Source organism: Streptococcus sp. GMD5S, from assembly GCF_000298715.2.
In the GTDB taxonomy this organism is placed as follows: domain Bacteria; phylum Bacillota; class Bacilli; order Lactobacillales; family Streptococcaceae; genus Streptococcus.
In genome coordinates, this window is sequence record NZ_AJRG02000006.1 from 37689 (window position 1) to 49634 (window position 11946).

11 protein-coding genes are annotated in these 11946 nt (G+C 43.6%); 10 read left to right on the forward strand and 1 reads right to left on the reverse strand.

Features of this window, described 5'->3' with window-relative positions; translation table 11 throughout:
* Nucleotides 1-44: 44 nt before the first annotated feature.
* From GMD5S_RS0204400 to alaS, 3 genes are all read left to right on the forward strand, one after another.
* Nucleotides 45-296 (forward strand): hypothetical protein, encoded by a 252-nt coding sequence (locus tag GMD5S_RS0204400; RefSeq protein ID WP_000704103.1) that lies wholly within the window; start codon nucleotides 45-47, stop codon nucleotides 294-296.
* Nucleotides 297-570: 274 nt separating this feature from the next.
* The gene (locus tag GMD5S_RS0204405) at nucleotides 571-1056 is read left to right on the forward strand and encodes an LURP-one-related/scramblase family protein (RefSeq protein WP_000847084.1); all 486 of its coding nucleotides are present in this window, start codon (nucleotides 571-573) and stop codon (nucleotides 1054-1056) included.
* Nucleotides 1057-1077: 21 nt separating this feature from the next.
* Nucleotides 1078-3696, forward strand: a complete 2619-nt coding sequence (gene alaS / locus GMD5S_RS0204410; protein WP_000811712.1) for an alanine--tRNA ligase — start codon at nucleotides 1078-1080, stop codon at nucleotides 3694-3696.
* An 81-nt stretch (nucleotides 3697-3777) separates the two neighbouring features.
* Here the strand turns inward: alaS and GMD5S_RS0204415 are convergent, their stop codons facing one another.
* The gene (locus GMD5S_RS0204415) at nucleotides 3778-5232 is read right to left on the reverse strand and encodes an alpha-amylase (RefSeq protein ID WP_001181086.1); all 1455 of its coding nucleotides are present in this window, start codon (nucleotides 5230-5232) and stop codon (nucleotides 3778-3780) included.
* Nucleotides 5233-5504: 272 nt separating this feature from the next.
* On the opposite strand from GMD5S_RS0204415, the gene GMD5S_RS0204420 reads away from it, so the two are divergent.
* Genes GMD5S_RS0204420 through GMD5S_RS0204450 form a run of 7 tightly spaced genes read left to right on the forward strand, consistent with a single transcriptional unit; the run spans nucleotide 5505 to nucleotide 11910 of the window.
* Nucleotides 5505-6668, forward strand: coding sequence for a class I SAM-dependent rRNA methyltransferase (locus GMD5S_RS0204420; RefSeq protein WP_001079986.1), 1164 nt, complete (start codon nucleotides 5505-5507; stop codon nucleotides 6666-6668).
* Nucleotides 6665-7342, forward strand: a complete 678-nt coding sequence (gene aroD / locus GMD5S_RS0204425; RefSeq protein WP_000767747.1) for a type I 3-dehydroquinate dehydratase — start codon at nucleotides 6665-6667, stop codon at nucleotides 7340-7342. Before GMD5S_RS0204420 ends, aroD begins: the two co-directional genes overlap by 4 nt.
* Entirely contained in the window at nucleotides 7332-8186 is an 855-nt protein-coding gene (locus tag GMD5S_RS0204430; RefSeq protein ID WP_000762517.1) for a shikimate dehydrogenase, read from the forward strand. Before aroD ends, GMD5S_RS0204430 begins: the two co-directional genes overlap by 11 nt.
* Nucleotides 8187-8204: 18 nt before the next feature.
* Nucleotides 8205-9272, forward strand: a complete 1068-nt coding sequence (gene aroB / locus GMD5S_RS0204435) for a 3-dehydroquinate synthase (protein ID WP_000702146.1) — start codon at nucleotides 8205-8207, stop codon at nucleotides 9270-9272.
* Between the two features lie 9 nt (nucleotides 9273-9281).
* The gene (gene aroC, locus GMD5S_RS0204440; RefSeq protein WP_001269883.1) at nucleotides 9282-10448 is read left to right on the forward strand and encodes a chorismate synthase; all 1167 of its coding nucleotides are present in this window, start codon (nucleotides 9282-9284) and stop codon (nucleotides 10446-10448) included.
* A gap of 9 nt (nucleotides 10449-10457) precedes the next feature.
* Nucleotides 10458-11561: a prephenate dehydrogenase gene (locus GMD5S_RS0204445; protein ID WP_001140469.1), complete on the forward strand. Its 1104-nt coding sequence runs from the start codon at nucleotides 10458-10460 to the stop codon at nucleotides 11559-11561.
* 10 nt (nucleotides 11562-11571) lie between these two features.
* Nucleotides 11572-11910: a YlbF/YmcA family competence regulator gene (locus tag GMD5S_RS0204450; protein ID WP_000065972.1), complete on the forward strand. Its 339-nt coding sequence runs from the start codon at nucleotides 11572-11574 to the stop codon at nucleotides 11908-11910.
* Nucleotides 11911-11946 lie beyond the last annotated feature (36 nt).

Here is an 11946-nt window from a genome sequence, read left to right on the forward strand (position 1 = left end):
CTAGTAGTATACTAAGTTTATACGAATAGAAAGCGGTAACAAAGATGAAAATATCTACTTTTTTCAAAAAAAGTTATTGGCCAACCTTTTTGATTGTTCAACAAACAGCTATACTAATCCATTTAAAGGATGGCTTGGATAGACAATACCTAACAACGGATTCCATATATTTGGTGATAGGGTACTTTATATTTGTAAATATTTTCGAAGCTATCTTTAGCAATTCAAAACTTTGGGATAAAAGTTGGGATAAAAAGAGTGATAGCAGTAAGAAAAAATATATTCTGAAAAAGTAATCTGAGATGTAGGGAATGGGTCTGATTCAATGGAGATGATTCCCAGTTGACGCAGAACTCAAAAAACGATATAATAAGAAAGTTGAGAATTGATTTTCAGTTGTCTTAGTCCAGAGAATTGGCGGTGCTGCAAGCCATCTAAGCTAGGAAGTCATGCTACTCAATCAGACAATTGCATAAGAATAAGAGAATGACAAGTTCATTGAATGAAGGTGGTACCGCGGTTTTTCGCCCTTCGTGATATGGACTTGTCTTTTGATTTTTGGAGGTGTTTATGAAGACATTTCTTGTCAAACAAAAGTTTCGTCTTGGAGGCGAACGTTTTGATATCAAGGATGACAGAGGAGTAGTGAACTATCAAGTGGAGGGATCTTTCTTCCAAATTCCTAAGACCTTTACCATCTATGACGCCTATGGTGAGCAAGTCAGTGAGATTAGTAAAGAATTTTTCACCTTGCTTCCTCGCTTTACTATTCAGCTACGAAACGGTTCCAATTTCGTTATTCGTAAGAAGTTGACCTTCTTTCGAGATAAGTATGAGTTTGACAATCTGGGGCTTCGTATCGAGGGCAATATCTGGGATTTGAATTTCAAATTGCTGGATGATCGTGACCAAGTGATTGCCGAGATTCGGAAAGAGATTTTCCATTTGACCTCAACTTACACCGTAACCGTCTATGAAGACTCTTATGCAGACCTAGTCATTTCCCTCTGTGTCGCGATTGACTATGTGGAGATGCTGGAAAGCCAATCAAATTAAACAAGTAAATAAGGAGATATTATGAAACAACTATCTAGTGCTCAAGTACGCCAAATGTGGCTAGATTTCTGGGCAAGCAAAGGTCACTCTGTAGAACCATCAGTCAGCTTGGTTCCTGTAAATGACCCAACTCTTTTGTGGATTAACTCTGGGGTAGCAACCCTTAAGAAATACTTTGACGGAACCATTATCCCTGAAAATCCACGTATTACCAATGCGCAAAAAGCTATCCGTACTAACGATATTGAAAATGTAGGGAAAACTGCGCGTCACCATACCATGTTTGAAATGTTGGGGAACTTCTCAATCGGAGATTACTTCCGTGACGAAGCCATCACATGGGCTTATGAGCTTTTGACAAGCCCAGAATGGTTTGATTTTCCAGCTGAAAAACTCTACATGACCTACTATCCAGATGATAAAGATTCTTACAACCGCTGGATTGAAGTAGGAGTGGACCCAAGCCACTTGATCCCAATCGAAGACAACTTCTGGGAAATCGGTGCGGGACCTTCTGGACCTGATACAGAAATCTTCTTTGACCGTGGAGAAGCCTTTGACCCAGAAAATATTGGTCTTCGCCTGCTTGCAGAGGATATCGAAAACGACCGTTACATCGAAATCTGGAACATCGTTTTGTCACAATTCAACGCTGATCCAGCTGTTCCTCGTAGTGAGTACAAGGAATTGCCACACAAGAATATTGATACGGGTGCTGGTTTGGAGCGTTTGGTGGCAGTTATCCAAGGGGCTAAGACAAACTTTGAAACAGACCTCTTCATGCCAATCATCCGTGAAGTTGAGAAATTGTCTGGTAAGGTTTATGACCAAGATGGCGACAACATGAGCTTCAAGGTCATTGCTGACCATATCCGTTCTCTTTCATTTGCCATCGGTGATGGTGCCCTTCCTGGAAATGAAGGTCGTGGTTATGTCCTTCGCCGTCTCCTCCGTCGCGCGTCTATGCACGGTCAAAAATTGGGTATCAACGAGCCTTTCCTTTACAAACTCGTTCCAACTGTTGGAAAAATCATGGAAAGCTACTACCCAGAAGTGCTTGAAAAATGTGACTTTATCGAGAAAATCGTGAAGAGCGAGGAAGAGTCATTTGCCCGTACTCTTCACTCAGGTCAACATTTTGCCCAAGGTATCGTAGCAGACCTGAAAGCCAAAGGTCAAAACGTTATCGCGGGGCAAGATGTCTTCAAACTCTACGATACATATGGATTCCCAGTTGAATTGACTGAAGAAATCGCTGAAGAAGCTGGTATGACTGTGGACCGTGAAGGTTTTGAAGCAGCCATGAAAGAACAGCAAGAACGCGCGCGTGCGTCAGCTGTTAAGGGTGGTTCAATGGGTATGCAAAATGAAACCCTTCAAAACATCACTGTAGAAAGTGTCTTCAACTACAATGCTAGCCAATTGTCTTCTAAGTTGGTGGCTATCGTGGCTGACAATGCAGAAGTAGAAGCTGTTTCTGAAGGAACTGCCTCTCTTATCTTTGCGGAAACTCCATTCTATGCTGAAATGGGTGGACAAGTAGCTGACCACGGTCAAATCTTGGACGCTGCTGGAAATGTCGTGGCTACTGTGATAGATGTTCAAAAAGCACCAAATGGCCAAGCTCTTCATACTGTTGAAGTTCTTGCTCCTCTTGCTTTGAACCAAGAATACACCTTGGCTATCGATACCAACCGTCGTCATCGTGTTATGAAAAACCACACTGCGACTCACTTGCTCCATGCGGCTCTTCACAATATCCTTGGCCACCATGCGACACAAGCAGGATCTCTGAACGAAGTAGAATTTCTTCGCTTTGACTTTACTCACTTCCAAGCTGTGACTCCTGAAGAGTTGCGCGCCATTGAACAGCAAGTCAATGAGAAGATTTGGGAAGCCATCGCAGTGGAAACTGTTGAGACAGATATTGACACGGCTAAAGAAATGGGAGCTATGGCCCTCTTTGGTGAGAAATATGGTAAAGAAGTCCGCGTTGTGACCATCGGTGACTACTCTATTGAGCTTTGTGGTGGTACCCACGTTGGCAACACTTCTGAAATTGGCCTCTTCAAGATTGTCAAAGAAGAAGGGATTGGTTCAGGAACTCGTCGTATCTTGGCAGTGACTGGTAAAGAAGCCTTTGAAGCCTACCGTGAACAAGAAGACGCTCTTAAAGCTGTTGCATCAACTCTTAAAGCACCTCAACTCAAGGAAGTACCTCACAAGGTTGAAGGCCTTCAAGAGCAACTCCGTCAATTGCAAAAAGAAAATGCAGAATTGAAGGAAAAAGCAGCAGCTGCAGCGGCAGGTGATGTCTTTAAGGATGTGAAGGAAGTCAACGGACACCGTTACATTGCAAGCCAAGTTTCTGTATCAGATGCAAGTGCCCTTCGTACCTTTGCGGATAACTGGAAACAAAAAGACTACTCTGATGTGCTTGTCCTAGTTGCCGCTATTGGTTACAAGGTCAATGTCCTCGTAGCAAGCAAGACTAAAGATGTACACGCAGGAAACTTGGTTAAAGAATTGGCTCCAATCGTCGATGGACGTGGTGGTGGTAAACCAGACATGGCTATGGCAGGAGGAAGCAACCAAGCTAAGATTCAGGACTTGCTGGATGCCGTAGCAGGTAAATTGTAAGACAATAAAGATCTATCCATTAGGGTAGGTCTTTTCTGCATACATAAAAAAGCCAAATCCTAGTGGACTTGGCTTAGTTTTTTAGATCGTATTAACTGCCCAGACACTGACTGAACCCGCTGCTACTGGAAATTCTCCATAACCTTCAGCATTGATAGTGACTTGTGCTGGATGATTTTCAAGGAGGTCAACAAAGGTTTGGTCAGCCCATTCTTGCCCGACAAACATAGACTTGCTGTTTTCTTGGTCGTTTGAGATAAGGACTGCAAGCGGTGATTGATGTTCAGCGCCTGAACGAACCCATCCGATGCAGTTGATATCGTCAAAGTAGTCTGTTTGCTCTCCATAGGCCAAATCTTTTCGGATGGCTAGGAGACGGTCAAGAACTTCTCTGAAATCTTGTTGAGCAAATTGCCCTGAAATGCCATAATAATCTCCGTAAAAGATACATGGAAGCCCATCTTGACGTAATAGAATAAGGGCATAGGCTGCTGGTTTAAACCATTCTTCAACAGTCGATTCGAGGGCCTGTCCTCGTTGGGTATCGTGGTTGTCTACAAAGGTCACAGCCTTATCGGGTTTTAGTTCAACCAAGCTATCTGTGAAAATGTTACGAAGGTCGTAACTTGCTCCAGCATGGCTAGCTTCAAAGAGGTTCTGGTGGAGGCGAACATCGACAAGGTCAAAACGTTCTTCTATTTTCTCGAGATAGTCTAGATTGGCTTCCTTGTCTGGGTTCCAAAATTCCCCAAAAACATAGAAATCTTGACCGTATTTTTCCTTCATATCACGAATGAAATTGCCCATAAAGAAGGAGTCGATGTGCTTAACGGCATCCAAACGGAAACCAGCTACACCAGTCGTTTCCATGAACCAGTCAGCCCAGTCATAGATGTTTTGGATGACTTCAGGGTGCTTAAAGTCTAGGTCGGCATACATGAGGTAGTCGTAGTTACCGTTTTCGTTATCGACCAATTCCTCGTTGGCCCAACCTTTATTGTCTCCTTGGATCAGGTAAATACCAGACTTACGGCGTTTGGCATCGTAGTCTGTACCTGTAAAGTGGTACCAGTGCCAGTGGAAGTCATTGTAGGTATCTTGGCGACCATCGAAAGTAAAGTGAGTCCAGCCATTGATAGTAAAGGGCTCGCTTAATTGAACGGTACGGTCCTCAGGGTCCACTTCAATAACCTGAAAGGCTTCCATAAGATCGGCAGCAGCCTTGTGATTGAGCACCACATCGGCCATAGGTTGAATTCCCTGCGCCTTTAGGGCTTGAATGGCTTGAAGATAATCTTCTTTAAACCCATACTTGGTACGGACAGTCCCTTTTTGGTGAAATTCACCTAGGTCAAAAAGATCGTAAACACCATAGCCGACATCTTTTTCGTTGGTTGCCTTGAAGGCAGGTGGCATCCAGACATGGCTGATGCCAAGGTTTGCTAGGTGCTCTGCGTCATTTGTCAGTCGCGTCCAGTGTTGGCCGTCGTGAGGCAAATACCATTCAAAGTATTGCATAAGTGTCTGATTTTGCATTGTTTTTCCTCTTGCTTATCAATGTTGTGTTTTATTCTACCATAAAGTTTAGAACTAGGCAAACGTTTGCGCAAGATTCTATACTCATTTCTGTTTTTGTCTATTTTTAGCGAATAGAATCTCTCTTTCCATTATAAGGGAAAGGATGTTTTGGTGGAAAAGTAAATGGCATATACTTATTTTAACAAAAATGACACTCAGTAAACTAAAGTACATATGGTTAAACGGTTTCTTTTTTGAGAATTGTCACAAAATTTGCTATAATAGTAGCTATGAATAGAATTAGGGTCAGCAGACGTGTTGAAAAAAAGCTAGCTAAGGGTCTAGTTCTTTTGGAAGCAAGTGATTTAACAGATATTGAACTGACGGATCAGGCAGTAGAAGTTCTTAGTCAAGACGGGAAGTTTTTAGGGAGCGCCTATCTTTCTCAACAGAATAAAGGAATCGGTTGGTTCATCAGCAAGGAAAAGGTTGGTTTCAATCAAGCCTTTTTTGAAATCCTGTTTCGTAAGGCCAAGGAAGCTAGAAAGCCTTATTATCAAGATGACTTGACCACTGCCTTTCGCCTTTTTAACCAAGAGGGGGATGGTTTTGGTGGTCTGACTGTTGATCTCTATGGAGATTATGCTGTCTTTTCTTGGTACAATTCCTTTGTTTACCAGATTCGTGTGCTGATCATAAATGCTTTTAAGGAAGTTTTCCCTGAGGTCTTGGGGGCTTATGAAAAGATTCGTTTTAAAGGTCTAGACTACGAGTCTGCCTATGTTTATGGTGAGGAAGCGCCAGATTACTTTACTGTTCTTGAGAATGGCGTGCTCTATCAAGTCTTTATGAATGATGGCTTGATGACAGGGATTTTCCTAGACCAGCATGAGGTTCGTGGGAGTCTGGTTGACGGTCTAGCCATGGGCAAATCCTTGCTCAATATGTTCTCCTATACGGCTGCCTTTTCAGTTGCTGCAGCTATGGGAGGCGCGAGTGAGACGACTTCTGTCGACTTGGCCAAACGGTCTAGAGAGCTGTCAGAAGCCCATTTTCATGCAAATGGACTTAGCACGGACAATCATCGTTTTATCGTTATGGATGTCTTTGAGTACTTCAAGTATGCCAAGCGAAAAGGCTTGACCTATGATGTGCTTGTTCTTGATCCACCAAGCTTTGCCCGCAATAAAAAACAAACATTCTCTGTAGCTAAGGACTATCACAAGTTGATTTCCCAGAGTCTAGAGATTTTAAATCCGGGAGGCATTATCATTGCCAGTACCAATGCTGCCAATGTTTCCCGCCAGAAATTTACAGAACAAATTGATAAAGGTTTTGCAGGAAGAAGGTATCAGGTCTTGAACCAATATGGTCTTCCAGCAGACTTTGCCTATAATAAAAAAGATGAAAGCAGTAATTACCTCAAGGTGATTAGTATGAAGGTTAGTAGATGAAATTGATCGTTTCAGTGATGCCAAGAAGTATAGAAGAAGCGCAAGAACTGGATGCAACTAGGTATGAAGATGCCGATATCATTGAGTGGCGTGCGGACTTTCTTGCAAAGGACGCTATTTTACAGGTAGCACCTGCTATCTTTGAAAAATTTGCAGGACGCGAACTGGTCTTTACCCTTCGGACTCGCGCTGAGGGAGGAGAAATCGAACTTTCCTCAGAAGAGTATGTTCAAATCATCAAGGAAGTTACTCAACTCTATCAACCGGATTATGTAGATTTTGAGTATTTCAGCTACAAGGATGTTTTTGAGGAAATGTTGGATTTTCCAAATCTTGTTTTGAGTTACCATAATTTCCAGGAGACACCTGAAAACATGATGGAAATTTTGTCTGAGTTGACCAGTCTCTCTCCCAAAGTGGTCAAGGTATCAGTTATGGCCCATACGGAGCAGGATGTTTTAGACCTGATGAACTACACTCGAGGATTTAAGACACTCAACCCTGAGCAAGAGTACGTGACCATTTCCATGGGGAAAATGGGCAAGGTATCCCGTATTACTTCAGATGTGACGGGTTCAAGTTGGTCATTTGCTAGTCTGGATGAAGCGAGTGCCCCAGGTCAGATTTCTCTATCAAACATGAAAAAAATCAGGGAGATTTTGGATGAAGCTTGATGGCTACACACGTATGGCGGCTGTCGTTGCCAATCCCATTAAACACTCTATTTCACCCTTTATCCACAATAGTGCTTTTGAGGCGACAGCTACAAATGGTGTTTATGTGGCATGGGAAATTGAAGCGAGTGATCTGGCAGAAACAGTCACTAATATTCGCCGTTACCAGATGTTTGGGATTAATCTTTCTATGCCATACAAGGAGCAAGTGATTCCCTTTTTGGATGAATTGAGTGATGAAGCTCGTTTGATTGGGGCGGTCAATACTGTTGTCAATCATAATGGCACTTTAATTGGATATAATACAGATGGCAAGGGATTTTTTAAGAGCTTGCCTTCTTTTACAATTTCAGGTAAAAAAATGGCCATACTAGGAGCAGGTGGTGCGGCCAAGTCCATTTTGGCACAGGCTATTTTGGATGGTGTCAGTCAGGTTTCAGTCTTTGTTCGTTCAGTTTCCATGGAAAAAACAAGACCTTACCTGACCAAGTTACAGGAGCAGACAGGCTTTAAAGTGGACTTGTATGCTTTAGAAGATCTTTCTGACCTGCAAGAAAAGATTGCCAAGTCGGACCTGCTCGTCAATGCGACAAGTGTGGGAATGGACGGTCAGTCATCCCCAGTTCCTGAAAGCATAGTCTTACCAGAAACTCTATTGGTGGCAGATATTATTTACCAACCCTTTGAGACGCCATTTTTGAAATGGGCTAGAAGTCAGGGCAATCCAGCTGTCAATGGTCTAGGAATGTTGCTCTATCAAGCTGCTGAAGCTTTTCAACTGTGGACAGGTAAAGAAATGCCGACAGGCGAGATTTGGCAGTCCTTAACAGAAAAATATAAATAGTGAAAAGGAGACCCTACTATGAAAATCAGAATCGATATTCCGCATCATCCTTATGATATTCAGATTGAAAAAGGTTGTCTGGCTCAGGCTGGTCAATGGTTGCGAGAACTCTGGCAACCTCAAAAAGTGGTTATCGTAACTGATAACCATGTAGCCTCTCTCTATGCAGAGAGGGTCAAACTCAGCCTAGAAGATGCTGGTTTTCAGGTGGCCGTTTTTGACTTTTTAGAAGGCGAAGAACGAAAGAATTTAACCACTGTTCAGAAGGTCTATGAATTTCTAGTCAAGCAGGGTTTAACTCGTAGCGATGGGATCGTGGCTCTTGGTGGTGGTGTCGTTGGGGACCTAGCTGGTTTTGTAGCCTCTACCTATATGCGGGGCATTCACTTTGTTCAGATTCCGACTAGTTTGACAGCCCAGGTTGATTCGTCTATTGGTGGAAAGACGGGTGTCAATACTCCTTTTGCTAAAAATATGGTGGGAACTTTTGCCCAACCAGATGGGGTTCTGATTGACCCGCTTGTCCTAGAAACGCTTGGAAAAAGAGAGCTGATTGAGGGGATGGGCGAGGTTATCAAGTACGGCTTGATTGAGGATCCAGAACTGTGGGCTCTCTTGATGGAGCTAGATGGTTCTGTAGAGAGCATTTTGGAACATGCAGAGACTTTGATTGAACATTCTTGTCAGGTTAAGCGCAAGATGGTGGTCGAAGATGAGTTGGATAACGGTGTTCGTCTTTACCTCAATTTTGGGCACACTATTGGTCATGCTATTGAAGCAACTGCCGGTTATGGCAAGGTCATGCATGGAGAAGCTGTGGCTATGGGCATGGTTCAGATTTCCAAGGTTGCTGAGGGAAAAGGCCTCATGCCAGAAGGAATAACCCAGTCCATTACAGAGATGTGCCAGAAATTTGGCTTGCCTGTTGATTATGAAAACTGGGATGTTGACAAACTTTATCAAGCTTTGACTCATGATAAAAAAGCGCGTGGAAACACCTTGAAATTGGTCTTAGTTCCAGAGCTTGGTTCAGCGACCATTCACCCAGTTTCTCTGGAAGAGATGAAAGACTACTTGGTAAAATAAGGAGAACGTATGAGATATTTAACTGCAGGAGAATCACACGGCCCCCGTTTGACGGCTATTATTGAAGGAATTCCAGCTGGACTTCCTTTGACAGCAGAGGATATTAATGGAGACCTTAAACGCCGTCAGGGTGGCTACGGTCGTGGTGGCCGTATGAAGATTGAGAGTGACCAGGTTGTCTTTACTTCGGGCGTTCGTCACGGGAAGACGACAGGGGCACCTATTACCATGGATGTCATCAATAAGGACCACCAAAAATGGCTGGATATCATGTCTGCTGAGGACATTGAAGACCGCCTTAAAAGCAAGAGAAAAATTACCCATCCTCGCCCAGGTCATGCCGATTTAGTTGGGGGCATTAAGTACCGTTTTGATGATTTGCGAAATTCCTTGGAGAGGTCATCTGCCCGTGAAACCACCATGCGAGTGGCTGTTGGGGCAGTAGCCAAACGACTTTTGGCTGAGCTAAATATGGAGATTGCCAACCATGTCGTGGTCTTTGGTGGCAAGGAAATCGATGTACCTGAAAATCTGACAGTGGCTGAGATTAAGGAACGAGCTGCCCAGTCTGAAGTTTCTATTGTCAACCAAGAGCGGGAACAGGAAATCAAGGACTATATTGACCAAATCAAACGTGACGGTGATACCATCGGTGGGGTTGTAGAGACAGTCGTCGGAGGCGTTCCAGTTGGCCTTGGCTCCTATGTCCAATGGGACAGAAAATTGGATGCGCGATTGGCCCAAGCAGTTGTTTCTATCAATGCCTTTAAAGGGGTGGAATTTGGTCTTGGATTTGAAGCTGGTTACCGCAAAGGCAGCCAAGTTATGGATGAAATTCTCTGGTCTAAAGAAGACGGCTATACTCGTCGTACCAATAATCTAGGTGGTTTTGAAGGTGGTATGACCAATGGGCAACCAATTGTTGTTCGTGGAGTTATGAAACCCATTCCCACTCTTTACAAACCACTTATGAGTGTGGATATCGAAACCCACGAACCTTACAAGGCAACCGTGGAGAGAAGTGATCCGACCGCTCTGCCAGCAGCTGGGGTAGTCATGGAAGCTGTTGTAGCAACGGTTCTGGCGCAAGAAATCCTTGAAAAATTTTCATCGGACAACCTAGAGGAATTAAAAGAAGCGGTAACCAAACACCGTGAGTATACAAAGAACTATTAAGGAGTTCCTATGGCAAAAACCATCTATATCGCAGGTCTCGGTTTGATTGGTGCCTCGATGGCGCTTGGTATCAAACGCGATCATCCTGATTATGAAATTCTAGGTTATAATCGCAGTCAGGCTTCTAGAGATATTGCCTTGGAGCGGGGGATGATTGACCGTGCGACGGATGATTTTGCTAGTTTCGCTCCTCTAGCAGATGTTATCATTCTGACCTTGCCAATCAAACAGACCATTGCTTTTATTAAGGAGCTGGCAAACTTAGACTTGAAGGAAGGCATCATTATCTCAGATGCAGGCTCAACCAAGTCAGCCATTGTAGATGTGGCGGAGCAGTATTTGGTTGGCAAGCCTGTCCGCTTTGTCGGGGCCCATCCCATGGCTGGTAGCCACAAGACAGGAGCTGCCTCTGCCGATGTTAATCTCTTTGAAAATGCCTACTATATCTTTACTCCATCTAGTTTGACTAGTTCAGACACGCTTGAGGAAATGAAGGACCTACTTTCAGGTCTCCATGCTCGTTTCATTGAAATTGATGCCAAGGAGCACGATCGAGTAACTTCACAGATTAGCCATTTTCCCCATATCTTGGCATCAGGTCTCATGGAGCAGACAGCAGTTTATGCTCAAGAACATGAGATGGCAAGACGCTTTGCGGCGGGTGGTTTTCGAGATATGACTCGGATTGCGGAAAGCGAGCCAGGTATGTGGACTTCCATTCTCTTGTCCAATCGTGAGACTATTCTAGATCGAATTGCGGATTTCAAGGAGCGCTTGGAAGCGATTGGTCAGGCCATCAGCAGGGGAGATGAAGAGCAAATCTGGAACTTTTTCAACCAAGCGCGTGCGCAACGACAAGCTATGGAAATCCATAAGCGTGGTGGTGTGGATAGCTCTTACGACCTCTATGTCGACGTTCCCGATGAAGAAGATGTCATCTTGCGGATTTTGGAATTGCTACGTGGAACTTCCTTGGTTAACATCCACATCAACGAGGAAAACCGTGAGGATGTTCACGGGATTCTCCAAATTTCCTTTAAAAATACTCAAGATTTGGAACGAGCTGAGCGCTTAATTACAGAAAATACGGACTACACAGTCGTCATCAAATAAGGAGAAAATCATGTCAAATATTTACGATAGTGCAAATGAACTTAGTCGCGGGTTACGCGAATTACCAGAATACAAGGCAGTTAAGGCGGCAAAAGATGCCATCCAAGCTGATGAACAAGCTAGCAAGATTTTTGCAGACTACCTCGCTTTCCAGCAAGAAATCCAAGTCATGGCGCAAACGGGACAAATGCCAGACGCCTCTTTCCAAGAAAAGATGCAGTCTTTCAGCAAACAAATCCAAGAGAACGCTCTTTTGTCAGATTTCTTTGCCAAACAGCAACAATTATCTATTTACCTTTCAGACATTGAAAAAATTATCTTTGAACCTGTTTCAGAATTATTGAAATAGTATTTTATCTGTATAAAAGCCAGAAATTTCAGGAAT

What these genes read in the sequence shown, in the direction of transcription:
- GMD5S_RS0204400 (WP_000704103.1), top strand. Translation starts at nt 45, where the DNA reads ATGAAAATATCTACTTTTTTCAAAAAAAGTTATTGGCCAACCTTTTTG.
- GMD5S_RS0204405 (WP_000847084.1), top strand. Translation starts at nt 571, where the DNA reads ATGAAGACATTTCTTGTCAAACAAAAGTTTCGTCTTGGAGGCGAACGT.
- alaS (WP_000811712.1), top strand. Translation starts at nt 1,078, where the DNA reads ATGAAACAACTATCTAGTGCTCAAGTACGCCAAATGTGGCTAGATTTC.
- GMD5S_RS0204415 (WP_001181086.1), bottom strand. Translation starts at nt 5,232, where the DNA reads ATGCAAAATCAGACACTTATGCAATACTTTGAATGGTATTTGCCTCAC.
- GMD5S_RS0204420 (WP_001079986.1), top strand. Translation starts at nt 5,505, where the DNA reads ATGAATAGAATTAGGGTCAGCAGACGTGTTGAAAAAAAGCTAGCTAAG.
- aroD (WP_000767747.1), top strand. Translation starts at nt 6,665, where the DNA reads ATGAAATTGATCGTTTCAGTGATGCCAAGAAGTATAGAAGAAGCGCAA.
- GMD5S_RS0204430 (WP_000762517.1), top strand. Translation starts at nt 7,332, where the DNA reads ATGAAGCTTGATGGCTACACACGTATGGCGGCTGTCGTTGCCAATCCC.
- aroB (WP_000702146.1), top strand. Translation starts at nt 8,205, where the DNA reads ATGAAAATCAGAATCGATATTCCGCATCATCCTTATGATATTCAGATT.
- aroC (WP_001269883.1), top strand. Translation starts at nt 9,282, where the DNA reads ATGAGATATTTAACTGCAGGAGAATCACACGGCCCCCGTTTGACGGCT.
- GMD5S_RS0204445 (WP_001140469.1), top strand. Translation starts at nt 10,458, where the DNA reads ATGGCAAAAACCATCTATATCGCAGGTCTCGGTTTGATTGGTGCCTCG.
- GMD5S_RS0204450 (WP_000065972.1), top strand. Translation starts at nt 11,572, where the DNA reads ATGTCAAATATTTACGATAGTGCAAATGAACTTAGTCGCGGGTTACGC.